This is a genomic window from Streptomyces seoulensis (assembly GCF_004328625.1).
Classification (GTDB): Bacteria; Actinomycetota; Actinomycetes; order Streptomycetales; family Streptomycetaceae; genus Streptomyces; species Streptomyces seoulensis.
In genome coordinates this window covers 3,585,419-3,610,497 of record NZ_CP032229.1, presented here as the reverse complement: position 1 = coordinate 3,610,497, position 25,079 = coordinate 3,585,419, and the positions used below count along the sequence as shown (strand labels likewise).

Annotated in this window: 23 protein-coding genes; 3 read left to right on the top strand and 20 right to left on the bottom strand. The window is 70.4% G+C overall.

Features of this window, described 5'->3' with window-relative positions:
• Positions 1-41: 41 nt before the first annotated feature.
• The 14 genes from nuoN to D0Z67_RS16780 are packed head-to-tail and all read right to left on the bottom strand — an operon-like array spanning position 42 to position 15,988.
• Positions 42-1,691, bottom strand: a complete 1,650-nt coding sequence (nuoN, locus tag D0Z67_RS16845) for an NADH-quinone oxidoreductase subunit NuoN (protein WP_031183128.1) — start codon at positions 1,689-1,691, stop codon at positions 42-44.
• Positions 1,688-3,259 (bottom strand): NADH-quinone oxidoreductase subunit M, encoded by a 1,572-nt coding sequence (locus D0Z67_RS16840; RefSeq protein WP_031183129.1) that lies wholly within the window; start codon positions 3,257-3,259, stop codon positions 1,688-1,690. Before D0Z67_RS16840 ends, nuoN begins: the two co-directional genes overlap by 4 nt.
• Positions 3,260-3,270: 11 nt before the next feature.
• Positions 3,271-5,166: an NADH-quinone oxidoreductase subunit L gene (nuoL, locus tag D0Z67_RS16835; protein ID WP_031183130.1), complete on the bottom strand. Its 1,896-nt coding sequence runs from the start codon at positions 5,164-5,166 to the stop codon at positions 3,271-3,273.
• A 15-nt stretch (positions 5,167-5,181) separates the two neighbouring features.
• Positions 5,182-5,481, bottom strand: a complete 300-nt coding sequence (nuoK, locus tag D0Z67_RS16830; protein ID WP_030742982.1) for an NADH-quinone oxidoreductase subunit NuoK — start codon at positions 5,479-5,481, stop codon at positions 5,182-5,184.
• On the bottom strand, positions 5,478-6,320 hold the full coding sequence (locus D0Z67_RS16825; protein ID WP_031183131.1) for an NADH-quinone oxidoreductase subunit J: 843 nt from the start codon (positions 6,318-6,320) through the stop codon (positions 5,478-5,480). Before D0Z67_RS16825 ends, nuoK begins: the two co-directional genes overlap by 4 nt.
• Positions 6,317-6,946 (bottom strand): NADH-quinone oxidoreductase subunit NuoI, encoded by a 630-nt coding sequence (gene nuoI / locus D0Z67_RS16820; RefSeq protein ID WP_031183132.1) that lies wholly within the window; start codon positions 6,944-6,946, stop codon positions 6,317-6,319. The genes D0Z67_RS16825 and nuoI overlap by 4 nt, the downstream gene beginning before the upstream one ends.
• Positions 6,939-8,300: an NADH-quinone oxidoreductase subunit NuoH gene (nuoH, locus tag D0Z67_RS16815; RefSeq protein WP_031183133.1), complete on the bottom strand. Its 1,362-nt coding sequence runs from the start codon at positions 8,298-8,300 to the stop codon at positions 6,939-6,941. Before nuoH ends, nuoI begins: the two co-directional genes overlap by 8 nt.
• Entirely contained in the window at positions 8,297-10,801 is a 2,505-nt protein-coding gene (locus D0Z67_RS16810) for an NADH-quinone oxidoreductase subunit G (protein ID WP_031183134.1), read from the bottom strand. Before D0Z67_RS16810 ends, nuoH begins: the two co-directional genes overlap by 4 nt.
• Entirely contained in the window at positions 10,798-12,147 is a 1,350-nt protein-coding gene (gene nuoF / locus D0Z67_RS16805) for an NADH-quinone oxidoreductase subunit NuoF (RefSeq protein ID WP_031183135.1), read from the bottom strand. The genes D0Z67_RS16810 and nuoF overlap by 4 nt, the downstream gene beginning before the upstream one ends.
• Complete coding sequence (nuoE, locus tag D0Z67_RS16800; protein WP_031183136.1) at positions 12,147-13,004, bottom strand: NADH-quinone oxidoreductase subunit NuoE; 858 nt, start codon at positions 13,002-13,004, stop codon at positions 12,147-12,149. The genes nuoF and nuoE overlap by 1 nt, the downstream gene beginning before the upstream one ends.
• Entirely contained in the window at positions 13,001-14,323 is a 1,323-nt protein-coding gene (locus D0Z67_RS16795) for an NADH-quinone oxidoreductase subunit D (protein WP_031183137.1), read from the bottom strand. Before D0Z67_RS16795 ends, nuoE begins: the two co-directional genes overlap by 4 nt.
• Positions 14,320-15,063 carry an NADH-quinone oxidoreductase subunit C gene (locus tag D0Z67_RS16790; protein WP_031183138.1) on the bottom strand — a complete coding sequence of 248 codons (744 nt, stop codon included), beginning with the start codon at positions 15,061-15,063 and terminating at the stop codon, positions 14,320-14,322. The genes D0Z67_RS16795 and D0Z67_RS16790 overlap by 4 nt, the downstream gene beginning before the upstream one ends.
• Complete coding sequence (locus D0Z67_RS16785) at positions 15,060-15,614, bottom strand: NuoB/complex I 20 kDa subunit family protein (RefSeq protein WP_031183139.1); 555 nt, start codon at positions 15,612-15,614, stop codon at positions 15,060-15,062. The genes D0Z67_RS16790 and D0Z67_RS16785 overlap by 4 nt, the downstream gene beginning before the upstream one ends.
• Before the next feature lie 14 nt (positions 15,615-15,628).
• Positions 15,629-15,988 carry an NADH-quinone oxidoreductase subunit A gene (locus D0Z67_RS16780; RefSeq protein ID WP_030813697.1) on the bottom strand — a complete coding sequence of 120 codons (360 nt, stop codon included), beginning with the start codon at positions 15,986-15,988 and terminating at the stop codon, positions 15,629-15,631.
• A 764-nt stretch (positions 15,989-16,752) separates the two neighbouring features.
• Between D0Z67_RS16780 and D0Z67_RS16775 the strand changes: the two genes are divergently transcribed.
• Positions 16,753-17,577, top strand: a complete 825-nt coding sequence (locus D0Z67_RS16775; protein WP_031183140.1) for a C40 family peptidase — start codon at positions 16,753-16,755, stop codon at positions 17,575-17,577.
• Positions 17,578-17,654: 77 nt separating this feature from the next.
• Here D0Z67_RS16775 and D0Z67_RS16770 read toward each other — a convergent pair whose 3' ends face one another.
• Positions 17,655-18,989 (bottom strand): geranylgeranyl reductase family protein, encoded by a 1,335-nt coding sequence (locus D0Z67_RS16770; RefSeq protein WP_051888031.1) that lies wholly within the window; start codon positions 18,987-18,989, stop codon positions 17,655-17,657.
• 47 nt (positions 18,990-19,036) lie between these two features.
• On the opposite strand from D0Z67_RS16770, the gene D0Z67_RS16765 reads away from it, so the two are divergent.
• Positions 19,037-19,543: a GNAT family N-acetyltransferase gene (locus tag D0Z67_RS16765; RefSeq protein WP_031183141.1), complete on the top strand. Its 507-nt coding sequence runs from the start codon at positions 19,037-19,039 to the stop codon at positions 19,541-19,543.
• Between the two features lie 118 nt (positions 19,544-19,661).
• Entirely contained in the window at positions 19,662-19,970 is a 309-nt protein-coding gene (locus tag D0Z67_RS16760; protein ID WP_078873584.1) for a PASTA domain-containing protein, read from the top strand.
• 77 nt (positions 19,971-20,047) lie between these two features.
• Here D0Z67_RS16760 and D0Z67_RS16755 read toward each other — a convergent pair whose 3' ends face one another.
• From D0Z67_RS16755 to D0Z67_RS16735, 5 genes are all read right to left on the bottom strand, one after another.
• Positions 20,048-20,740, bottom strand: coding sequence for a demethylmenaquinone methyltransferase (locus tag D0Z67_RS16755; protein ID WP_031183143.1), 693 nt, complete (start codon positions 20,738-20,740; stop codon positions 20,048-20,050).
• 97 nt (positions 20,741-20,837) lie between these two features.
• Complete coding sequence (locus D0Z67_RS16750; RefSeq protein WP_031183144.1) at positions 20,838-21,437, bottom strand: hypothetical protein; 600 nt, start codon at positions 21,435-21,437, stop codon at positions 20,838-20,840.
• A gap of 7 nt (positions 21,438-21,444) precedes the next feature.
• Positions 21,445-22,659, bottom strand: a complete 1,215-nt coding sequence (gene mqnC, locus D0Z67_RS16745) for a cyclic dehypoxanthinyl futalosine synthase (protein WP_031183145.1) — start codon at positions 22,657-22,659, stop codon at positions 21,445-21,447.
• A gap of 93 nt (positions 22,660-22,752) precedes the next feature.
• Positions 22,753-23,469, bottom strand: a complete 717-nt coding sequence (locus D0Z67_RS16740) for a prepilin peptidase (RefSeq protein ID WP_031183146.1) — start codon at positions 23,467-23,469, stop codon at positions 22,753-22,755.
• Positions 23,462-25,045: a serine/threonine-protein kinase gene (locus tag D0Z67_RS16735; protein ID WP_031183147.1), complete on the bottom strand. Its 1,584-nt coding sequence runs from the start codon at positions 25,043-25,045 to the stop codon at positions 23,462-23,464. The genes D0Z67_RS16740 and D0Z67_RS16735 overlap by 8 nt, the downstream gene beginning before the upstream one ends.
• Positions 25,046-25,079: the final 34 nt, after the last annotated feature.

Sequence of the window (25,079 nt, the reverse complement as noted above, 5' to 3'; positions counted from 1 at the left end):
CCGGCACCCGAAACCGCAGGGTGCCGGGCCGTCGTGCCGGATCAGCGGACGAACACCCCCGCGCTCCCCGCCAGGTCCAGGAAGTACTGGGGCGCCACGCCCAGGACGACCGTGACGGCTACGCCGACCGCGATGGCGGTCATGGTGAGGGGGGAGGGGACGGCGACCGTGGGGCCGCCCGGCTGGGGGTCGCTGAAGAACATGAGGACGATGACGCGGATGTAGAAGAAGGCGGCGATGGCCGAGGAGATCACGCCGACCACGACCAGGGGGGCCGCACCGCCCTCCGCCGCGGCCCGGAAGACCGCGAACTTCCCCGCGAAGCCGCTGGTCAGCGGGATGCCGGCGAAGGCGAGCAGGAAGACGGCGAAGACCGCGGCCACCAGGGGTGAGCGGCGGCCGAGGCCGGCCCACTGGGAGAGGTGCGTCGCCTCGCCGCCCGCGTCGCGGACCAGGGTGACCACGGCGAAGGCACCGATCGTCACGAAGGAGTACCCGGCGAGGTAGAAGAGGACCGCCGAGACCCCGTCCTCCGTCGTCGCGATCACACCGGCGAGGATGAAGCCCGCGTGGGCGATGGACGAGTACGCCAGCAGCCGCTTGATGTCGGTCTGGGTGATCGCGACGATCGCGCCGGCCAGCATGGTGACGATCGCCACGCCCCACATCACCGGCCGCCAGTCCCAGCGCAGCCCCGGCAGCACCACGTACAGCAGCCGCAGCAGCGCGCCGAACGCGGCCACCTTGGTCGCGGCCGCCATGAAGCCGGTCACCGGGGTCGGGGCGCCCTGGTACACGTCCGGGGTCCACATGTGGAACGGCACCGCGCCCACCTTGAACAACAGGCCCATCACCAGCAGCGCCATGCCGATCAGCAGCAGCGCGTCGTTGCCCATGGTGTCCGCGAGCGCCGGGTCGACCCCGCTGACCGTGCCGTCCACGACCTGCGCGATGCGGGCGTAGGACACCGAGCCCGCGTAGCCGTACAGCAGGGCGATGCCGAACAGGGTGAACGCCGAGGCGAACGCGCCCAGCAGGAAGTACTTGACCGCGGCCTCCTGCGACATCATCCGCTTGCGGCGGGCGAGCGCGCACAGCAGGTACAGCGGGAGGGAGAGCACCTCCAGCGCGACGAACAGCGTCAGCAGGTCGTTCGCCGCCGGGAAGACCAGCATGCCCGCGACCGCGAAGAGCAGCAGCGGGAACACCTCGGTGGTGGTGAACCCGGCCTTCACCGCCGCCTGTTCCCCCTCACCGCCCGGTACGGAGGCGGCCTGCGCCGCGAAGGAGTCGACCCGGTTGCCGTGCGCCGCCGGGTCGAGCCGCCGCTCGGCGAAGGTGAACAGGCCGACCAGCGCGGCCAGCAGGATCGTGCCCTCCAGGAACAGCGCCGGGCCGTCCACCGCGACCGCGCCCATGGCCGCGATGTGTGCCTTGGTGGTGCCGTAACCGCCCGCCGCGAGCGCGACGACCGTCGCGAAGGCGGCGCACAGCGCGACGGCGGAGATGAACACCTGGGCGTAGTAGCGGGAGCGGCGCGGCACGAACGCCTCGACGAGCACCCCGATGAGGGCGGCGCCGAAGACGATCAGCGTCGGCGACAATTGTCCGTATTCGATCTTCGGCGCGTCGATCTTCGAGATCGGATCGGCCGCCGTTGTCCACAGGCTGTGGACGGCTGCTGCGCTCACTTGGCCGCCTCCACCGCAGGCTTGGGGTCCTTCTGATGTACGTCGGACATGGTCTGCTTGACCGCCGGGTTGACGATGTCCGTCAGGGGCTTGGGATAGACGCCCAGGAAGACCAGCAGCACGATCAGCGGCGCGACCACCAGCACCTCACGCATCCTCAGGTCGGGCATCGCCGAGACCTCCGGCTTCACCGGCCCGGTCATCGTGCGCTGGTACAGCACCAGCGTGTACAGCGCGGCCAGCACGATGCCGACCGTGGCGATGATCCCGATCACCGGGTACCGGCTGAACGTGCCGACCAGCACCAGGAACTCGCTGACGAACGGCGCGAGGCCGGGCAGCGACAGGGTCGCCAGGCCACCGATCAGGAAGGTGCCGGCGAGCACCGGAGCGACCTTCTGCACCCCGCCGTAGTCCGCGATGAGCCGGGACCCGCGCCGGGAGATCAGGAACCCGGCGACCAGCATCAGCGCGGCCGTCGAGATGCCGTGGTTGACCATGTAGAGGGTCGCGCCGGACTGGCCCTGGGTCGTCATGGCGAAGATGCCCATCACGATGAACCCGAAGTGCGAGATCGACGCGTACGCCACCAGCCGCTTGATGTCCCGCTGGCCGACCGCGAGCAGCGCCCCGTAGACGATGCTGATCAGGGCCAGCACCAGGATCACCGGGGTCGCCCACTTCGACGCCTCCGGGAAGAGCTGGAGGCAGAAGCGGAGCATGGCGAAGGTGCCGACCTTGTCGACCACCGCCGTGATGAGCACCGCGACCGGCGCGGTGGACTCCTGCATGGCGTTGGGCAGCCAGGTGTGCAGCGGCCACAACGGCGCCTTCACCGCGAAGGCGAAGAAGAAGCCGAGGAACAGCCAGCGTTCGGTGCTGGTCGCCATGGTCAGCGAGCCGTCGGCCCGCGCCTGGACGATCTCCTGGAGGCTGAAGCTCCCGGCGACCACGTACAGCCCGATCACCGCGGCCAGCATGATCAGTCCGCCGGCCAGGTTGTAGAGGAGGAACTTCACCGCCGCGTACGACCGCTGGGTGGACGCGGCCTCCTCGCCCTGGCTGTGCGCCCGGTCCCCGAAGCCGCCGATGAGGAAGTACATCGGGATCAGCATGGCTTCGAAGAAGATGTAGAAGACGAAGACGTCGGTCGCCTCGAAGGAGATGATCACCATCGCCTCGACGGCCAGGATCAGCGCGAAGAAGCCCTGCGTGGGCCGCCAGCGCCGGCTGCCCGTCTCCAGGGGATCGGCGTCGTGCCAGCCCGCCAGCACGATGAAGGGCATCAGCAGCGCGGTCAGCCCGATCAGGGCCACCGCGATGCCGTCCACGCCCAGTTCGTAGCGCACCCCGAAGTCCCTGATCCAGGAGTGGGACTCGGTGAGCTGGTAGCGGGCGCCGTCCGGGTCGAACCGGACCAGGACGACGATCGCCAGCGCGAGCGTGGCCAGGGAGACCAGCAGCGCCAGCCACTTGGCGGCGGTGCGCTGCCGGGCCGGCACGGCGGCCGTGGCCACCGCACCGAGCGCCGGGAGCGCGGCTGTCGCGGTCAGCAGGGGAAATGACATCGACATCGGTATCAGACCGCCCTCATCAGCAGCGTCGCGGCGACCAGGAGGGCCGCGCCGCCGAACATCGAGACCGCGTAGGAGCGGGCGAAGCCGTTCTGGACCCGGCGCAGCCGGCCGGACAGGCCGCCGAATCCGGCCGCCGAGCCGTTGACGACCCCGTCGACCAGGGTGTGGTCGACATAGACCAGCGAGCGCGTCAGGTGCTCGCCGCCGCGCACCAGCACGACATGGTTGAAGTCGTCCTGGTAGAGGTCGCGCCGGGCGGCGCGGGTGAGCACGGAGCCGCGCGGGGCGACGGCGGGTACGGGCTTGCGGCCGTACTGTGCCCAGGCCAGGCCCACGCCGACGACCAGGCAGACCATGGTGGCGCCGGTGACGGTGAGCGCGCTCAGCGGGGAGTGGCCCTCGGCGTGCCCGGTGACCGGCTCCAGCCAGTGCAGGAAGCGGTCGCCGATGTCGAAGAAGGCACCGCCCGCCACCGAGCCGACGGCCAGCACGATCATCGGGATCGTCATGGTGCGCGGGGACTCGTGGGGGTGCGGTTCATGTCCCTCGGCATCAGGCTGCCAGCGCTTCTCGCCGAAGAACGTCATCAGCATCACGCGGGTCATGTAGAACGCGGTGATCGCCGCGCCCAGCAGGGCCACCCCGCCCAGAATCCAGCCCTCGGTGCCGCCCTTGGCGAACGCCGCCTCGATGATCTTGTCCTTGGAGAAGAAGCCGGACAGACCCGGGAAGCCGATGATCGCGAGGTAGCCGAGGCCGAAGGTGACGAAGGTGATCGGCATGTACTTGCGCAGGCCGCCGTACTTGCGCATGTCGACCTCATCGTTCATGCCGTGCATCACCGAACCGGCGCCGAGGAACAGCCCGGCCTTGAAGAAGCCGTGGGTGACCAGGTGCATGATCGCGAAGACGTAGCCGATCGGGCCGAGGCCGGCCGCGAGGACCATGTAGCCGATCTGCGACATGGTCGAGCCGGCCAGCGCCTTCTTGATGTCGTCCTTGGCGCAACCGACGATCGCACCGAACAGCAGCGTGACCCCGCCGACGACGGTGACCACGAGCTGCGCGTCCGGGGCGCCGTTGAAGATCGCGGCGGAGCGGACGATCAGGTAGACGCCCGCCGTGACCATGGTGGCCGCGTGGATCAGGGCCGAGACCGGGGTCGGGCCCTCCATCGCGTCCCCGAGCCAGGACTGGAGCGGCACCTGGGCGGACTTGCCGCACGCGGCGAGCAGCAGCATCAGCCCGATCGCGGTGAGCCGCCCCTCCGACGCGTCGCCGGCGTGCTCCAGGACGGGGCCGAAGGCGAAGGTGCCGAAGGTGGTGAACATCAGCATGATGGCGATGGACAGGCCCATGTCGCCGACCCGGTTGACCAGGAACGCCTTCTTCGCGGCGGTCGCGGCGCTGGGCTTGTGCTGCCAGAAGCCGATCAGCAGGTACGAGGCGAGGCCCACGCCCTCCCAGCCGACGTACAGCAGCAGGTAGTTGTCGGCGAGGACCAGCAGGAGCATCGCCGCGAGGAACAGGTTGAGGTAGCCGAAGAAGCGGCGGCGCCGCTCGTCGTGCTCCATGTACCCGATGGAGTACAGGTGGATCAGCGAGCCGACGCCGGTGATCAGCAGCACGAACGTCATCGACAGCTGGTCGAGCCGCAGGGTGACGTCGGCCTGGAAGTTTCCGACCGAGATCCAGTTCCACAGGTGCTGGGTCCAGGTGCGGTGTTCGGCGTCCTTGCCGAGCAGCCCGGTGAAGAGGACCAGGCCGATGGCGAAGGAGGCGGTCGACAGCAGGGTGCCGACCCAGTGGCCGACGGCGTCCAGGCGCCGGCCGCCGAGCAGGAGCACGACGGCTCCGAGCAGGGGCGCCGCGATGAGCAGCGCGATCAGGTTCTCCACGATTCTTCCGACCCCTTACAGCTTCATCAGGCTGGCGTCGTCGACCGAGGCCGAGTGGCGGGTGCGGAACAGCGACACGATGATCGCCAGGCCCACCACGACCTCCGCGGCGGCGACGACCATCGTGAAGAACGCGATGATCTGGCCGTCGAGGTTGCCGTGCATCCGGGAGAAGGTGACGAAGGCGAGGTTGCAGGCGTTGAGCATCAGCTCCACGCACATGAACACCACGATCGCGTTCCGCCGGATCAGCACGCCGGTGGCGCCGATGGTGAACAACAGGGCCGCGAGATAGAGGTAGTTGACGGGGTTCACTGCGCCGCGTCCTCCGTCCGCTTGAAGGTGGCGGGAGTGCTCTCCGTGCGCTCCAGGCGGTCCTCGGCGCGCTGTTCCAGCGCCTTGAGGTCGCCCAGGGCCTGGGTGGAGACGTCCCGGATCTGTCCGCGTTCGCGCAGCGTCCGGCTGACGCTCAGCTCGGCGGGGGTGCCGTCGGGCAGCAGGCCCGCGATGTCCACCGCGTTGTGCCGGGCGTAGACGCCGGGGGCGGGCAGCGGCGGCAGTTGCTTCCCCTCGCGGACCCGCTGGTCGGCCAGCTCGCGCTGGGTCTTGGCCCGTTCGGTGCGCTCGCGGTGGGTGAGCACCATGGCGCCGATCGCGGCGGTGATCAGCAGGGCGCCGGTCAGCTCGAAGGCGAAGACGTACTTGGTGAAGATGAGGGTCGCCAACCCCTGCACGTTGCCGCCCGCGTTGGCCTGGCCGGTGCCATTGAACTGGGTGAGCGAGGCGTTGGCGATGCCGCCCAGCAGCAGGACGCCGAAGCCGAGCCCGCAGAGCAGGGCCAGCCAGCGCTGGCCCCTGATGGTCTCCTTCAGCGAGTCCGCGGCGGTCACGCCGACGAGCATCACCACGAAGAGGAAGAGCATCATGATCGCGCCCGTGTAGACGACGATCTGCACGACCCCCAGGAAATAGGCGCCGTTGGCGAGGTAGAACACCGCCAGGACGATCATGGTCCCGGCGAGACAGAGCGCGCTGTGCACCGCGCGCCGCATCAGGACGGTGCACAGGGCGCCGATCACCGCGACGCTGCCGAGAATCCAGAACTGGACCGCTTCTCCGGTGGACGTGGAATAGGCGGCGAGCTGTGCGCTCATGCCTCCACCCCCTCGTCCTCGGCCGCGCCCGAAGGGCTTGCGGATTGATGCAGTTCGCCCTTCGAGACGGCCACTTGGCGGACGGTGCCGGGGGCGGCCTCGGTCACCAGGCCCCGGTAGTAGTCCTGTTCGTCGGTGCCGGGGAAGATCGAGTGCGGGGAGTCGACCATGCCCTCGTCCAGACCGGCGAGCAACTGCTCCTTGGTGTAGATGAGGTTGGCCCGGCTGGAGTCGGCCAGCTCGAACTCGTTGGTCATCGTCAGCGCGCGGGTGGGGCACGCCTCGATGCACAGGCCGCACAGGATGCAGCGGGCGTAGTTGATCTGGTAGACCCTGCCGTACCGCTCGCCCGGCGAGTAGCGCTCCTCGTCGGTGTTGTCGGCGCCCTCGACATAGATGGCGTCGGCGGGGCAGGCCCAGGCGCACAGCTCGCAGCCGACGCACTTCTCCAGGCCGTCCGGATGGCGGTTGAGCTGGTGCCGTCCGTGGAAGCGGGGAGCGGTGGTCTTCTTCTGCTCCGGGTACTGCTCGGTCAGCCGCTTCTTGAACATGGCCTTGAAGGTCACGGCGAAGCCGGCCACGGGGTTCTGGAAACCGGGTGCGGTCTCCTTGGGCTCCTCAGCCATCGGACGCCTCCTTTCCATCCGGAGTCTGGTCACTCACAGTGTCCACTCCACCACTGACAATCAGCTCCCGCTCCTGGCGCGGCCGGCGCCTGGGCACCGCGGGCAACTGCTGTCCGGGCAGCGGCGGTACGGGGAAACCGCCCGCCAGCGGATCGAATCCGGGCTGCGGGGCCGGCTCTTCGGCGGCCTTGCCCTTGTCGCGGAACATGTCGGCGATGAAGGAGATCAGCAGCAGGGCGAGCACACCGCCGCCGACGTAGAGCGCGATGTCGGCGAAGTCGTAGTTCTCGTTGCGCAGCACCCGCACGGTCGCCACCAGCATCAGCCAGACCACCGAGACCGGGATCAGGACCTTCCAGCCGAGCTTCATGAGCTGGTCGTAGCGGACGCGGGGGAGCGTGCCGCGCAGCCAGATGAAGAAGAACAGCAGGAGCTGGACCTTGATGACGAACCAGAGCATCGGCCACCAGCCGTGGTTGGCGCCCTCCCAGAAGGTGCTGATGGGCCAGGGGGCCCGCCAGCCGCCGAGGAAGAGGGTGGCCGTCACCGCCGACACCGTCACCATGTTCATGTACTCGGCGAGCATGAACAGCGCGAACTTGATCGACGAGTACTCGGTGTTGAAGCCGCCGACCAGGTCGCCCTCGGACTCCGGCATGTCGAAGGGGGCGCGGTTGGTCTCGCCCACCATCGTGATCACGTAGAGGATGAAGGAGACCGGCAGCAGCAGGATGTACCAGCGGTCGTGCTGCTGTTCCACGATCGTGGAGGTCGACATCGACCCGGAGTAGAGGAACACCGAGGCGAACGCGGCGCCCATGGCGATCTCGTACGAGATCATCTGCGCGCAGGAGCGCAGGCCGCCCAGGAGCGGGTAGGTCGATCCGGAGCTCCAGCCCGCCAGCACGATGCCGTAGATGCCGATCGAGGCGACCGCGAGGATGTAGAGCATCGCGATCGGCAGGTCGGTGAGCTGCATCGTGGTGCGGTGGCCGAAGATCGAGATCTCGTTGCCGGCCGGGCCGAAGGGGATCACCGCGATCGCCATGCAGGCCGGGATGACCGCGACGATCGGCGCGAGGACGTAGATCACCTTGTCCGCGCGCTTGACGACGACGTCCTCCTTGAGCATCAGCTTCACGCCGTCGGCGAGCGACTGGAGCATGCCCCAGGGGCCGTGCCGGTTGGGGCCGACGCGCAGCTGCATCCAGGCGACGACCTTGCGCTCCCAGACGATGGAGAGCAGCACCGTCAGCATCAGGAACGCGAAGCAGAACACCGCCTTGACGACGACCAGCCACCAGGGGTCGCGGCCGAACAGCGAGAGGTCTTCAGCGGCGAGGAACGGGCTCATCCTCGAACCTCCTTGGGGGCCTCGTCGGCGAGCGCCGCCGGGCCGATACGGACGAGGGAGCCGGGCCCGGCCCCGGTGTCGGAGGCGACGCCCCGGCCGGCCGAGTCCAGCGGGAGCCAGACCACCCGGTCGGGCATCTCGGTGATCTCCAGCGGGAACGCGGTCGTCCCGGCGGGACCGGTGACGGCGAGCGTGTCGCCGTCCTGGACGCCCGCCTCGGCGGCCGTGGCCGCGGACACGCGCGCGTGGGCGGCGTGCCGGGTGCCGGCCAGCGCCTCGTCGCCCTGCTGGAGGACGCCGAGGTCGAGCAGGAGCCGGTGTCCGGCGAGCACGGCCTCCCCGGCCGCCGGGCGGGGCAGCGCGGCCCCGCTGTGCGCCGGGTCGGCCGCGGTGCCCCCGGTCCAGCCGCCGAGCCGGTCGATCTCCGCACGCGTGGTGCGCAGGTCCGGCAGGCCCAGGTGGACGTCCATGGCGTCGGCCAGCATCTCCAGGACGCGGGCGTCGGACGGGGCGAGCCGGCGGGTCATCTGGTCGGGCTTGAGCGCGGCCTCGAAGAAGCGGACCCGGCCCTCCCAGTTGAGGAAGGTGCCGGTCTTCTCGACCACCGCCGCCACCGGCAGCACCACGTCGGCGCGTTCGGTGACCTCGCTGGGCCGCAGCTCCAGCGAGACCAGGAAACCGACGCTGTCGAGCGCCTCACGCGCGCGTGCCGGGTCGGGCAGGTCGGCGACCTCCACCCCGGCGACGAGCAGCGCGGACAGCTCGCCGGTGGCGGCGGCCTCCACGATCTGCTGGGTGTCGCGGCCGTGCCGGGCGGGGAGTTCGGCCAGCCCCCAGGCGGCGGCGACCTCCTCCCGCGCGCGCGGGTCGGTGGCCGGGCGGCCGCCCGGCAGCAGCGTGGGCAGCGCGCCCGCCTCGACGGCGCCGCGCTCCCCCGCCCGCCGGGGAATCCACACCAGCCGGGCGCCGGTGGCGGCCGCCGCGCGCGTGGCGGCGGTCAGGCCGCCCGCGACACCCGCGAGCCGCTCGCCGACCACGATCACGGCGCCCTCGGCGCGCAGCGCCTCGGCCGCCCCGGTGCCGGCGTCCTCCAGACCGACCCCGCCGGCCAGCGCGTCCAGCCACTCGGGCTCGGTGCCGGGCGCGGCCGGCAGCAGCGTGCCGCCCGCCTTGGTCAGGCCCCGGGTGGCGTGCGTGGCCAGGGAGTACACCTTCTGGCCGTGCTTGCGCCACGCCTTGCGCAGCCGCAGGAAGACGCCGGGCGCCTCCTCCTCGGCCTCGAACCCGACCAGCAGCACGGCGGGCGCCTGCTCCAGCGCGGTGTACGTGACCCCGGTGCCGTCGAGGTCGCGGCCCCGGCCGGCCACCCGCGCGGCGAGGAAGTCGGCCTCCTCCCCGCTGTGCACACGGGCCCGGAAGTCGATGTCGTTGGTGTCGAGCGCCACCCGCGCGAACTTGCTGTACGCGTAGGCGTCCTCGACGGTCAGCCGGCCCCCGGTGAGCACCCCGGCGCGGGAGCGGGCGGCGCCCAGGCCCCGCGCGGCCGCGTCCAGCGCCTCCGGCCAGGAGGCCGGCTCCAGCACGCCCTCGGCGTTGCGGACCAGCGGGGTGTCGAGCCGGTCGCGCTGCTGGGCGTAGCGGAAGGCGAACCGGCCCTTGTCGCAGACCCAGTCCTCGTTGACCTCCGGGTCGTTGGCGGCGAGCCGCCGCATGACCTTGCCGCGCCGGTGGTCGGTACGGGTGGCGCAGCCGCCCGAGCAGTGCTCGCACACCGACGGCGAGGAGATCAGGTCGAAGGGGCGGGAGCGGAACCGGTAGGCGGCCGAGGTGAGCGCGCCGACCGGGCAGATCTGGATGGTGTTGCCGGAGAAGTACGACTCGAACGGGTCGCCCTCGCCGGTGCCGACCTGCTGGAGCGCGCCCCGCTCGATCAGCTCGATCATCGGGTCGCCCGCGACCTGGTTGGAGAACCGGGTGCAGCGGGCGCACAGCACGCACCGCTCGCGGTCCAGCAGCACCTGGGTGGAGATCGGGACCGGCTTGGCGTAGGTGCGCTTGCGGCCCTCGAAGCGGGTGTCGGCGTTGCCGTGCGACATGGCCTGGTTCTGCAGCGGGCACTCGCCGCCCTTGTCGCAGACCGGGCAGTCCAGCGGATGGTTGATGAGCAGCAGCTCCATCACGCCGTGCTGCGCCTTCTCGGCGACCGGCGAGGTGAGCTGGGTCTTCACCACCATGCCGTCGGTGCAGGTGATGGTGCAGGACGCCATCGGCTTGCGCTGGCCCTCCACCTCCACGATGCACTGGCGGCAGGCGCCGGCCGGGTCCAGCAGGGGGTGGTCGCAGAAGCGCGGGATCTCGATGCCGAGCCGCTCGGCGGCCCGGATGACCAGGGTGCCCTTGGGCACGCTGATCCCGATGCCGTCGATCGTCAGCGAGACGAGGTCCTCCGGCGGGACCGCCGCCTGCCCCCCGTCCGAGGGGGCATTGGTGGTCACGGTCATGCGTTCACCTCCGGGCGGTCCGCCCAGGCCGTCGACTTGGCCGGGTCGAAGGGGCAGCCCCGGCCCGTGATGTGCTGCTCGTACTCCTCGCGGAAGTACTTCAGCGAGGAGAAGATCGGTGAGGCCGCGCCGTCGCCCAGGGCGCAGAAGGACTTGCCGTTGATGTTGTCGGCGATGTCGTTGAGCTTGTCGAGGTCGGACATCGACCCCTTCCCGGCCTCGATGTCCCGCAGCAACTGCACCAGCCAGTACGTCCCTTCGCGGCAGGGCGTGCACTTGCCGCAGGACTCGTGGGCGTAGAACTCGGTCCAGCGGGTGACCGCCCGCACCACGCAGGTGGTCTCGTCGAAGCACTGGAGCGCCTTGGTGCCGAGCATGGAGCCGGCGGCGCCGACGCCCTCGTAGTCGAGGGCCACGTCGAGGTGTTCGTCGGTGAACATCGGGGTGGAGGAGCCGCCCGGGGTCCAGAACTTCAGCCGGTGGCCGGGACGCATGCCGCCGCTCATGTCGAGCAGCTGGCGCAGGGTGATGCCGAGCGGCGCCTCGTACTGGCCGGGGCTGGCGACGTGCCCGCTGAGCGAGTAGAGCGTGAAGCCGGGTGACTTCTCGCTGCCCATCGAGCGGAACCAGTCCTTGCCCTGGTGCATGATCGCGGGAACCGAGGCGATCGACTCGACGTTGTTCACCACGGTGGGACAGGCGTACAGGCCCTCGACGGCGGGGAACGGGGGCCGCAGCCTCGGCTGGCCCCGGCGCCCTTCCAGCGAGTCGAGCAGCGCGGTCTCCTCACCGCAGATGTAGGCGCCCGCGCCCGCGTGCACGGTGAGTTCGAGGTCGAGTCCGCTGCCGAGGACGTTCTCGCCGAGGAACCCGGCCTCGTACGCCTCGCGCACCGCCTCGTGCAGCCGGCGCAGCACGGGGACGACCTCGCCGCGCAGGTAGATGAAGGCGTGCGAGGAGCGGATCGCGTAGCAGGCGATCACGATGCCCTCGATGAGGCTGTGCGGGTTGGCGTAGAGGAGCGGGATGTCCTTGCAGGTGCCGGGCTCGGACTCGTCGGCGTTGACGACGAGGTAGTGCGGCTTGCCGTCGCCCTGCGGGATGAACTGCCACTTCATGCCGGTCGGGAAGCCGGCGCCGCCCCGGCCGCGCAGGCCGGACTCCTTGACGTAGGCGATCAGGTCGTCCGGGGACATGGCGAGCGCCTTGCGCAGGCCCTCGTAGCCGTCGTGCCGCCGGTAGACGTCGAGCGTCCAGGAGCGGTCCTCGTCCCAGAAGGCCGAGAGCACGGGGGCGAGCAGTTTCTCGGGGCTGGTGTCGTCCTTGACGTCGGTCACCACGGTCATCACTCCCCCTCCTCTGCGGTCGGTCCGGACGGGTGCGCCGGGTCGGAGGCCGAGGTGTCGACCGGGTCGTGGGAGCTGAGCCGCTCGGTGGGCGACGGGTCGTGCACCTGCTCCTCGCGCGGGGCCGCGTCGCGCGGGTGGACCACGCGGGCGGGCTGGGTCTCGCCCTTGGCCAGGCGCAGGCCCACCAGGGAGGCGTGGCCCGCGCTGCCGCCCTCCTCGACGGCGCCGGGGCGCTCGTCGGGGAAGCCGGCCAGGATGCGGGCGGTCTCCTTGAAGGTGCACAGCCGGGCGCCGCGCGTGGGCTCCACGGGAGCTCCGGCGCGCAGGTCGTCGACGAGGCGGGTGGCGCTGGCCGGGGTCTGGTTGTCGAAGAACTCCCAGTTGACCATCACCACCGGCGCGTAGTCGCAGGCCGCGTTGCACTCGATGTGCTCCAGGGTGACCTTGCCGTCGCCGGTGGTCTCGCCGTTGCCGACGCCCAGGTGCTCCTGGAGGGTCTCGAAGATGGCGTCGCCGCCCATGACCGCGCACAGGGTGTTGGTGCAGACGCCCACCTGGTAGTCGCCGGAGGGGCGGCGCCGGTACATGGAGTAGAAGGTGGCGACCGCGGTGACCTCGGCGGTGGTCAGCTCCAGCACGTCGGCGCAGAACTTCATGCCGGTGCGGGTGACGTAGCCGTCCTCGGACTGTACGAGGTGCAGCAGCGGCAGCAGGGCGGAGCGGGAGTCGGGGTAGCGCGCGATCACCTCGCGCGCGTCCCGCTCCAGCCGGGCCCGGACGTCGTCCGGGTAGGCGGGCGGGGGCAGTTCCGGCATGCCCAGGCCGACGCCCCGCTCGGAAGAAGAGGTGGTCACCGGTCGACGCCTCCCATCACGGGGTCGATGGACGCCACGGCCACGATGACGTCGGCGACCTGGCCGCCCTCGCACATCGCCGCCATGGCCTGGAGATTGGTGAAGGACGGGTCGCGGAAGTGGACCCGGAAGGGGCGGGTGCCGCCGTCGGAGACGGCGTGCACGCCGAGTTCGCCCTTGGGCGACTCGACGGCCGCGTACGCCTGGCCCGGCGGGACCCGGAAGCCCTCGGTCACCAGCTTGAAGTGGTGGATCAGGGCCTCCATGGAGGTGCCCATGATCTTCTTGATGTGGTCCAGCGAGTTGCCGAGCCCGTCCGGGCCGAGCGCGAGCTGCGCGGGCCAGGCGATCTTCTTGTCGGCGACCATGACCGGTCCCGGCTGGAGCCGGTCCAGGCACTGCTCGATGATCCTCAGCGACTGGCGCATCTCCTCCAGCCGGATCAGGAAACGGCCGTAGGAGTCGCATGTCTCGGCGGTGGGCACGTCGAAGTCGTAGTTCTCGTAACCGCAGTACGGCTGGGCCTTGCGCAGGTCGTGCGGCAGGCCGGTGGAGCGCAGGATCGGGCCGGTGGCGCCGAGCGCCATGCAGCCGGCCAGATCGAGGTGGCCGACGTCCTGCATACGGGCCTTGAAGATGGGGTTCCCGGTGGCGAGCTTGTCGTACTCCGGGAGGTTCTTCCGCATCTTCTTGACGAACTCGCGGATCTGGTCGACCGCGCCGGGCGGCAGGTCCTGCGCGAGTCCGCCGGGGCGGATGTACGCGTGGTTCATGCGCAGGCCGGTGATCAGCTCGTAGATGTCGAGGATCATCTCCCGGTCGCGGAACCCGTAGATCATGATCGTGGTGGAGCCCAGCTCCATGCCGCCGGTGGCGATGCACACCAGGTGCGACGACAGCCGGTTCAGCTCCATCAGGAGCACCCGGATGATGTCGGTCCGCTCGGTGATCTGCTCCTCGATGCCGAGCAGCTTCTCGACGGCGAGGCAGTAGGCGGTCTCGTTGAAGAAGGACGTCAGGTAATCCATCCGCGTGACGAAGGTGGTGCCCTGCGTCCAGGTGCGGAACTCGAGGTTCTTCTCGATGCCGGTGTGCAGATAGCCGATGCCGCAGCGGGCCTCGGTGACCGTCTCGCCCTCGATCTCCAGGATGAGCCGGAGCACTCCGTGGGTGGACGGGTGCTGCGGGCCCATGTTGACGACGATGCGCTCGTCGTCCGCCTTGGCCGCGGTCTGTACGACCTCGTCCCAATCGCCGCCGGTGACCGTGTAGACGGTCCCCTCGGTGGTGGCGCGGCCGGTTGCGTGGGGAGTGCTCACGAGTAGGACCTCCGCTGGTCCGGAGCCGGGATCTGGGCGCCCTTGTACTCGACGGCGATGCCGCCGAGGGGGTAGTCCTTGCGCTGCGGGTGGCCCTGCCAGTCGTCCGGCATCATGATCCGGGTGAGGGCCGGGTGGCCGTCGAAGACGATCCCGAAGAAGTCGTACGTCTCGCGCTCGTGCCAGTCGTTGGTCGGGTAGACCGTGACCAGGGACGGGATGCGCGGGTCGGCGTCGGGAGCGCTGACCTCCAGCCGGATCAGCCGGTTGTGGGTGATCGAGCGCAGGTGGTAGACGGCGTGCAGCTCGCGGCCCTTGTCGCTCGGGTAGTGCACCCCGCTGACGCCGGTGCACAGCTCGAAGCGGAGCGCCGGGTCGTCGCGCAGGGTGCGGGCGACGCGGAGCAGGTGCTCACGCTCGATGTGGAAGGTCAGCTCGTCGCGGTCGACGACGGTGCGCTCGATCGCGTTCTCCGGGAGCAGGCCCTGCTCCTCCAGCGCGCCCTCCAGCTCGTCGGCGACCTCGTCGAACCAGCCGCCGTAGGGGCGGCTCGCCGCGCCGGGGAGCCGGATCGAGCGGACCAGGCCGCCGTAGCCGGAGGTGTCGCCGCCGTTGTTCGCGCCGAACATGCCGCGCTGGACGCGGATCTCCTCGCCGCCCTGACCGCGCTGGCCCGGGAGGTTGGAGGCCGAGAGGTCCTTCTCGGGGTTCACGCCGTTGGCGCCGTTGTCCTCGCTCACCGCAGCAGCCCCTTCATCTCGATCGTGGGCAGTGCCTGGAGCGCGGCTTCCTCTGCCTCCCGGGCGGCTTCCTCGGCGTTGACGCCGAGCTTGGTGCCCTGGATCTTCTGGTGGAGCTTGAGGATCGCGTCCAGCAGCATCTCGGGGCGGGGCGGGCAGCCGGGGAGATAGATGTCGACCGGCACGATGTGGTCGACGCCCTGGACGATCGCGTAGTTGTTGAACATGCCGCCCGAGGACGCGCAGACGCCCATGGAGATGACCCACTTCGGGTTGGGCATCTGGTCGTAGACCTGCCGCAGCACCGGCGCCATCTTCTGGCTGACCCGGCCCGCGACGATCATCAGGTCGGCCTGGCGCGGTGAGCCGCGGAAGACCTCCATGCCGAAGCGGGCGAGGTCGTAGCGTCCGGCGCCGGTGGTCATCATCTCGATGGCGCAGCAGGCGAGTCCGAACGTGGCCGGGAAGACGGACGCCTTGCGCACCCAGCCCGCGGCCTGTTCGACGGTGGTCAGCAGGAAGCCGCTCGGCAGCTTTTCTTCGAGTCCCATGACTTAAAGGCCCCTCAGTCCCATTCCAGGCCGCCGCGCCGCCATACGTACGCGTACGCGACGAAGACGGTGAGCACGAAGAGCAGCATCTCCACGAGCCCGAAGACCCCGAGCGCGTCGAAGGTGACGGCCCAGGGGTAGAGGAAGACGATCTCGATGTCGAAGACGATGAAGAGCATCGCCGTCAGGTAGTACTTGATGGGGAAGCGCCCGCCGCCGGCCGGCGTGGGGGTCGGCTCGATGCCGCATTCGTAGGCTTCGAGCTTCGCGCGGTTGTAGCGCTTCGGACCGATCAGCGCGGCCATGACCACGGAGAAGATCGCAAAGCCTGCCCCGAGGGCTCCCAGTACGAGGATGGGCGCGTACGCGTTCACCGCTCCTCGCTCCCTTCAGTCGGCATTGACTGGTGGCGGATCACGGGCTCACAGCTGCCTCGTACGTCCCTCCGTCCCCACCTGTCCCGGCGAAGATCGAGAACATGTGAAGCAGGTCACAAGCCCAACTGCTCCGCATCTTATGCCCGACGCTCTGTGATCTGCGACACGGGGTATTGCACAAGCTTTGTGATCTCCACCACCTGACGAAGGATCATGAAGCCGGAGGATGGGTGATCTTCGCACGCGAAGCGTTCAGTTGATCACCAGAAGTGACATTCCCGCTCGTCGGTGCAGGCCAGAGGGAGTGCGGACGGGGTCGCTCAATATCAAGAGGGTTCCGGTGCATGCAAATTGGTGCTGGACGCATGCGACTGCTAGTGGAGGGCATTCACACCTCGGAGGGAGATCCGGGGCACGGTGTGGACGCGGTCCGGGCACGTGCGCGCGTTCACGAAGTCCCGACGGGCGGCCGATCGTCGCGGACGCGGCTCCGCCGGTGACCGTTCCGTGACCTCCGCCACACCGGTGGCGGGCGTTCCGGAGCCGGGCTTGGCCATCGACCCCAACCGATGGTAGGCGCGGGGCAATTCGGACGTAATGATCAAAGACCGTGATCAACGGCCCAATGATCTCCGTCCGCTATGTCCGTTACGGCGTCAATAAAGAGTGACGCGACCGGGTTTCGGAGATCCGATTGAACAATTGTGGCGCAGCACACGTTTGTTGAAGATATGAAGGAGCCCCTGGTACCGGTTGTTCCCATGTCCCACACCGCTCACATACGCAGCCACCGGAAGCCCCGCCGCAGCGCGTCGTCCATCGTCGTGCGGACCGGTGTCGCCGGCGGCGTCCTCAGCACCCTGGCGGTCGCCGGAGCGGCCGGCTACGCGAACGCGGCCGAGGCCGAGCCCGTGACGCAGACGCTCGAACTCCCCACCCTCACCGCCGACGTGGCCACCCAGGTCGCGCAGTCCGCGGACGCCACCCAGCAGGCGGCCGCGAACTACGAGCTGCAGGCCGAGCGTGACGCGGCCGCCGCCAGCGCCGCGAAGCAGGCCAAGGCGGACCTCGCCGACGCCCAGCAGAAGGCCGAGGCGAAGAAGAAGGCGCAGGAGGAGGCCCGTAAGCAGGCCGCCGCCCGTGCCACCCGCAACGCCGAGCGCACCGTGCTCTCCGCGTCCGCGAGCACCGACGCGGGCAGCTCCACGGTCACCGGCTCGTCCAGCGCGACCGGTTCGGCCGCGTCCATCGTGTCGTTCGTGAAGGCCCAGGTCGGCAAGGCGTACGTCTCCGGCGCCACCGGTCCCTCCGCCTACGACTGCTCGGGCCTGGTCCAGACGGCCTTCAAGCAGGTCGGCATCAGCCTGCCGCGCGTCTCCCAGGACCAGTCCACGGCCGGCACCCAGGTCTCCCTGGACAGCCTCCAGCCCGGCGACATCCTCTACTGGGGCAGCGCGGGCAGCGCGTACCACGTGGGCGTCTACGTCGGCGACGGCATGTTCGTCGGCGCCCAGAACCCCTCCACCGGCGTCGTGGAGCGTCCCCTCTCCTACGACCAGCCCACCGGCGCGGTCCGAGTCCTCTGACCCACCCCGCACCCGCACACGAAGGCCGCTGCCCTCGGGGGGCAGCGGCCTTCGTGCTGTGCGGCCTCAGTCCGTGTTCACGCCTTCGGGGCCACCTTGGTCAGGCCGTTGATGACGCGGTCCATGGTGTCGCCGCCGGTGGGGTCGGTGAGGTTGGCGAGGAGCTTCAGGACGAACTTCATCAGGAGGGGGTGGGTGAGGCCGCGCTGGGCGCCGATCTGCATGACCTTGGGGTTGCCGATGAGTTTCACGAAGGCTCGGCCGAGGGTGTAGTAGCCGCCGTAGGTGTCCTTGAGGACGCGGGGGTAGCGCTGGAGGGCGATCTCGCGGGTGGCCGGGGTCGGGCGGGCGTGGGCCTGGACGATGACGTCCGCGGCGAGCTGGCCGGACTCCATGGCGTAGGCGATGCCCTCGCCGTTGAAGGGGTTCACCATGCCGCCGGCGTCACCGACGAGCAGCAGGCCCTTGGTGTAGTGCGGCTGGCGGTTGAAGGCCATCGGCAGGGCCGCGCCCCGGATCGGGCCCGTCATGTGCTCCGGGGTGTAGCCCCACTCCTCCGGCATCGACGCGCACCACGCCTTGAGCACCTCGCGCCAGTCCAGCTCCTTGAAGGAGTCCGAGGTGTTCAGCACGCCGAGGCCCACGTTGGACGTGCCGTCGCCCATACCGAAGATCCAGCCGTAGCCGGGCAGCAGGCGGTCCTGGGCGCCCCGGCGGTCCCACAGCTCCAGCCAGGACTCCAGGTAGTCGTCCTCGTGACGCGGCGACTCGAAGTACGTACGCACCGCGACGCCCATCGGGCGGTCCTCGCGGCGGTGCAGGCCCATGGCGAGGGAGAGGCGGGTGGAGTTGCCGTCCGCCGCGACCACGAGCGGTGCGTGGAAGGTCACCGGGCGCTTGTCGTCGCCCAGCTTCGCCGTCACGCCGGTGATCCGGCCCGTACGGTCGTCGATGATCGGTCCGCTGACGTTGCAGAGCTCGAAGAGGCGGGCGCCCGCCTTCTGCGCCTGCCTCGCCAGCTGCTCGTCGAAGTCGTCCCGCTTCCGCACCAGCCCGAAGTTCGGGTACGAGGCGAGGTCGGGCCAGTCCAGCTGGAGCCGGGAGCCACCGCCGATGATGCGCAGGCCCTTGTTGCGCAGCCAGCCCGCCTCCTCGGAGATGTCGATGCCCATGGCCACGAGTTGCTTGACCGCGCGCGGGGTCAGTCCGTCACCGCAGACCTTCTCCCTCGGGAACTCGGTCTTCTCCAGCAGCAGGACGTCGAGTCCGGCCTTGGCGAGGTGGTAGGCGGTGGTGGAGCCGGCCGGCCCCGCGCCCACGACGATCACGTCTGCGGTGTTGTCGGAGAGGGGCTCAGTCACGGCGGGTTCTCCCCAAGGTGGTGAATCTTCGTGCCGACGGGCACTGGACATGGGCAGTCTATTCAGCAGAATTGATCAACCGGCTGAAGGGCTGCCCCGTGAACCGAACTCACCCCGTAGTACGGCTGCGTGTGCCCACCGACGAGGACGCCTTCGCCTGGCACCGTGCCTTCGCCGATCCCGAGGTCATGCGGTTCCACGGGGGGCGCCCCGCCGAGCTGTCCGTGTACGAGGAACTCACCGCCCGGCAGCGGCGGCACGACGCCGAGCTGGGGTTCTGCCTGTGGTCCGTCCTCGACTCCTCCGGCGACGTCGTCGGGTTCACCGGCGCCCAGCCCTGGCCGCACGCCTGGGGGCCCGCCGGGGAGATCGAGATCGGGTGGCGGCTGGGGCGGGCGCACTGGGGGCTCGGGTACGCGTCCGTCGCCGCTGAGGACTGTCTGGAGCGGGTTCGCTCCGCTGGGGTTCGGCGGGTGGTCGCCATGGTCGACGCCGAGAACGAGCGGTCCATCGCTGTCACTCGGCGGCTCGGGATGCGGCTCTCCGAGCGGTTCGTGACTCCGCTGTCCGAGCGGCAAGGGCACTGCTACTCCCTTGAGTTGTGACTCTCGGTAGTTAATTGTCACAGAAAGAGAGATTCCGTTCCGAGTGCTCGCTCCCGGAGTTACCCTGCCAGTACCGCTGGGGGTGACATCAGTGCGAATTCCACCCAGAACGTCCGAGGTGCGGGTGCCTCGGTTTGTCGGGCTCATGGCCGTGGACGCCCGTGCGGCTGCCTCGGCCCGGGGGCTGTTTCTCAACTCGCCGGATCGGCCCGAGCTGTCCGGGGTCGTCGTCGACTACGTCGTACGGCAGTTTCCCGCGCCCGGTGCTGAGGTTCCGCCCGACTCCGTCGTCTATGTGTGGTTCGACTTCGGGGACGGTGAAGGGGGTGGGGGTGTGCGGGAGCCCCGGTTGCCGGCGCCGCCCTCGGGAGGGCTTCAGCGGGAACTCGGGGAGCCCGGGGACGCGTTCGAGATGATCGGTCGGTGAGGTGTCCCTCGCGGGGGGGGGCTTGCGGGGGGGGGGCTTGCGGGGGGGGGGCTTGCGGGGGGGCTCGCCGGGGGGCGTTATTTCTTGAAGCCCCTGTGCAGGGCCACCACTCCGCCCGTCAGGTTGCGCCACGCCACGTTCTGCCAGCCTGCCTTCTGCAGCTTCTCCGCCAGCGCCGGCTGGTCCGGCCACGCCCTGATGGATTCCGCCAGGTACACGTACGCGTCCGGGTTCGACGACACCGACCTCGCCACCGGGGGGAGCGCCCGCATCAGGTACTCCGTGTACACCGTGCGGAACGGGGTCCACGTGGGGTGCGAGAACTCGCAGATCACCACCCTGCCGCCCGGCTTCGTCACCCGGTACAGCTCCCTCAGCGCGGCGTCGGTGTCCTGGACGTTGCGCAGGCCGAAGCTGATCGTCACCGCGTCGAAGGTGTCGTCCTTGAACGGGAGCCTCGTCGCGTCCCCCGCCGTCATCGGGAGCCACGGGTGCTTCTTCTTGCCCACCTGGAGCATGCCCAGGGAGAAGTCGCAGGGGACCACGTAGGCGCCTGCGCGGGCGAACGGGAGCGACGACGTCGCCGTCCCCGCCGCCAGGTCCAGGACCTTCTGCGCGGGGCGTGCGTCGACCGCCTTCGCCACCTCCTTGCGCCAGCGGCGGTCCTGGCCGAGTGACAGCACGTCGTTCGTGAGGTCGTACCGTTCCGCCACGTCGTCGAACATCTCGGCGACTTCGTGGGGCTGCTTGTTCAAGGAAGCGCGGGTCACGGTGTCATTGTTGCAGGCCGGTCGAGTTCGGCCGGGTACGGGTGCGCTGCGTCTTGGGGGCGGGGCCGCGCCGTCGCCGGGTGTACCGCCGTCTCGGTCAGCGGGCGCGGTAGACCATGCGGCCCTCGATCACCGTCGCCACGCAGGTGCTTGCGCCCCGCTTCACCAGCTCGTCGCGGGACGCGACATCGAACACCGCAAAGCGTGCTGCCCCTGAAGACGCCAGTGGTGGCAGGAGGATCAAAGGGCGGGGGGAGAGGGACGGGGGGCCCGGGAGACGGGGTGGGCGTTGGCCTACTGCCAAGCCTGCTCTGCGTACTACGTCCGCCACCGCCCTTGAGCGGAACTCTCCGGCCACTGCCACCGTGCCGTGCGCCAGCATGCGTTGTACGCCCCTGCGGGCGCTCGCGCCCAGGGCCGCCGGGGTCTTGCGGAAGATCTCCGCCGCCCGCTCGCCGGTGATCGGCTCCGTGCCCAGTGCGTCCGCTTCTCGCGGGTCCGGGTGGTAGGTCGACTCCAGGAGTTCCGGGGCGTACGGGTTCAGCAGGCCCGGCAGGAGGATGCCGGGCCAGCGGCGGACCCTGGCCTGGGGGGCGGCTGCGGTCAGCCTTTCGTAGGGGGCCACGGCTGCCACCGTTGCCCCGTCGACCAGTACCGCTGTCTCCGGGGAGTTCTCGGCTACATGAAGTGTCAGCACTTTGGGGCTAGTTGGAGGCGATCAGCTTCAGTTCGGGGTGTGCCGTGCCGCCCTCGATGGCCGTCGAGGAGATGTGGGAGACGACCCTGTCGTCGACCGGGTCGTTCGCCGGGTCGTCGTGGACCACCAGGTGCTCGTACGTCGTCGCGCGCTGCGCCGGGGTGCGGCCCGCCTTGCGGATCAGGTCGATGATCTCCAGGCGGTTGCTGCGGTGCTTGGCGCCGGCCGAGGAGACCACGTTCTCCTCCAGCATGATCGAGCCCAGGTCGTCCGCGCCGTAGTGCAGCGAGAGCTGGCCCACCTCCTTGCCCGTGGTCAGCCACGAGCCCTGGATGTGCTGGACGTTGTCCATGAACAGGCGGGCGATCGCGATCATGCGCAGGTACTCGAAGAGCGTCGCCTGCGTGCGGCCCTTCAGGTGGTTGTTCTCGGGCTGGTAGGTGTACGGGATGAAGGCCCGGAAGCCGCCCGTACGGTCCTGCACGTCCCGGATCATGCGCAGGTGCTCGATGCGCTCGGCGTTCGTCTCGCCCGTGCCCATCAGCATCGTGGACGTCGACTCCACGCCCAGGTTGTGCGCCGTCTCCATGATCTCCAGCCAGCGCTCGCCGCTCTCCTTCAGCGGGGCGATCGCCTTGCGGGGGCGGGCCGGGAGCAGCTCGGCGCCGGCGCCGGCGAAGGAGTCCAGGCCCGCCTGGTGGATGCGGGTGATCGCCTCTTCCACCGAGACCTTGGAGATCCTGGCCATGTGCTCGACCTCGGACGCGCCGAGGGAGTGGATGACCAGCTGGGGGAACGCGTCCTTGATCGCCTTGAAGTGCGACTCGTAGTACTCGACGCCGTAGTCCGGGTGGTGGCCGCCCTGGAACATGATCTGGGTGCCGCCCAGTTCGACCGTCTCCGCGCAGCGGCGCAGGATGTCGTCCAAGTCGCGGCTCCAGCCCTTCTTGGTGTCCTTCGGGGCCGCGTAGAAGGCGCAGAACTTGCACGCCGTGACGCACACGTTCGTGTAGTTGATGTTGCGCTCGATGATGTACGTGGCGATGTGCTCGGTGCCCGCGTACTTGCGGCGGCGCACGGCGTCGGCGGCCGCGCCGAGCGCGTGCAGGGGGGCGTCGCGGTAGAGGACGAGCGCTTCCTCGGGCGTGATGCGTCCGCCCGCTGCGGCTCGGTCCAGCACGGCTGCGACATCCAAAGAAGCGAGTTCGGCCTTCTCGGTCACCGGGCGTCCCTTTCGTCAAGGGTTGTGGACGGACGCAGTCAGCCTACGCCAGCGTCCTGGATCACCCGACTTCAGGCCGTGAGGGGGGCTCGGTCAGGAGGTGTACGCGCCTGCCAGTACGCCCAGCAGCGTGCCCGTCAGGAGGAACGGGCCGAAGGGGATCGCGGACTTGCGGTTCGCGCGGCCGGAGATGACGAGGATCAGGCCGTAGACCGCGCCGGAGGCGAAGGTGGCGAAGGTGCCGAGCAGCAGGGTCGGCCAGCCGTACCAGCCGAGTGCCGCGCCCAGGGCCGGGGCCAGTTTCACGTCTCCGAAGCCCATGCCGGAGGGGTTGAGGAGGTGGAGGGCGAGGTAGGCGGCGGCCAGGGCCAGGGCTCCGTAGAGGGCGGTGCGGTAGGTGCCGGTGTGGTCCGGGAGCTGTGCCGCCAGGGCCAGGAGCAGCAGGACGGCCGGGGTGAGGGGGAGGGTCAGGGGGTCCGGGAGGCGGTGTACGCGGAGGTCAACCGTGGTCAGGAGGGTTGCCACCGGGGTCAGGGTCAGCCAGGCCGCCAGTTCCGGGCGGGGGCCCGTCGCCAGGGCCAGGAGGGCGCAGATCGTGGCCGTCCAGAGGGGGAGGGCGGCCGCTCTCTCGCGCGGGCACCTCGGGCACGGTGTCGTGCCCAGCCAGCCGGGCAGTACGTGGTCCGCCTCGCAGGCCGTGCGCCAAGGGGTGCCCTGCGGGGTCGTGAAGCGGTACGCGGCTCTCGGGAGCAGGGCGCCGGTCAGGGCGCCCCACAGGGCGGCCAGCGCCACGGGGAGGACGTCATTCATCGGGGGTCACCTTGGACAGGCGGGCCTCGGGGTTGCCCTCCGCCGCCGCGGTGGAGGTGTAGGTGAGGTCGTCTCCGGTGGGGGTCAGGCGGATCTCGTGCGGGGCGGGGTCGCAGCCCTTGTGGTTGGACTTGGCTCCGGTGGAGGTGGCCAACAGGCGGGTGGAGTCCACCTGCTTCAGGGTGAGGATGTCCTCGCAGATTCCGCCCAGTTGGTCCGTCTGGCGGAGCCTGCCCAGTTCCTTGCCCGCCGTGGCCTGGTGGACGATGACGCGGAAGGTGCCCATGGGGAGCGCGCCGTCCAGGGCGGTGGCCTTGCCCTCCCAGGTGCCCAGGTAGCGGGCCGGGATCGCGCCGGCCCGGTCGGCCGGGGCGGAGTGGGTCGGGGCGCCGCCCGCCGTGTCGTTGCCGCCACCTCCGTCGGGGCGCAGCCAGGTCGTCACGCCCAGGGAGACCGCCGCCAGCACGCCCGCCACCGCGAGGGCCACCGTGCAGCTCACCCGGCGCCCGCGCCCCCGCTCCCCCGGTGCCGAGGTCGCCGCCAGGCTGACGCTCACCTTGCCGGGCGCGGTCTCCGGGGCCGGGGTCATCACGGGGGCCGGGGTCATCACCGGGGCCGGGCCGAACTGCCCCGGCACCGCCGGGCTGCTGAAGTCCAGCGGGCCGGAGGGCGCGTCGGCGGACGCCTCCAGGTTGAGGATCCGGACCGCGCTCCTGCTGACCTGCTCGACCAGGAGGCCCGGAAGCCAGCCGCCGGTGATCAGGGCGGCGGCGCCCTGCGGGGCGAGGCGGCGGGCGAGGTCGGCGGGGGCGGGGCGCCGGGCGGGGTCCTTGGCCAGGCAGTCGGCGGCGATCTCGCGCAACTCGCCGTCCAGCGAGCCGAGTTCCGGCTCCTCGTGGACCACCTTGTACAGCAGGGCGGCCGAGGAGTCGCCGGGGAAGGGCGGGGTTCCGGTCGCCGCGTAGGCGAGGACCGCGCCCAGGGAGAAGACGTCCGCCGCACCGGTGACGCGGCCGCCGAGGATCTGCTCGGGGGCCATGTAGCCGGGGGAGCCGACCGAGGCGCCGGTCGCGGTGAGGGAGGCGGCGGAGGTGGTGGCGCGGGCGATGCCGAAGTCGATCAGCAGCGGGCCGTCCAGGGTGAGCAGCACGTTGGACGGCTTCACGTCCCGGTGGACGAGGTCCAGCGCGTGCACGGTGGCCAGCGCCTCGGCGAGGCCCGCGCCCAGCGCCCGCACGGTGCGGTCGGGCAGCGGGCCGTGGGCGGTGACGGCCTGGGCGAGGGAGGGACCGGCCGCGTACGCCGTGGCGGCCCAGGGGACCGGGGCGTCCGGGTCGGCGTCCAGCACGGGCGCGGTCCAGGCGCCGCCCACCCGGCGCGCGGCCGCCACCTCGCGGCGGAAACGCGCCCGGAACTCCTCGTCCAGCGCGTACTGCGGGTGGACGATCTTCACGGCGACGGTCCGGCCGCCCGCGCTGCGGCCCAGGTAGACGCGGCCCATGCCCCCGGAGCCGAGCCGGCCCAGCAGCCGGTACGGTCCGACGGCGGCCGGTTCGTCCGCTCCGAGCGGCTGCATGGCGACCCCTCCCCCGCGGGCTCCCCCGTAAAGC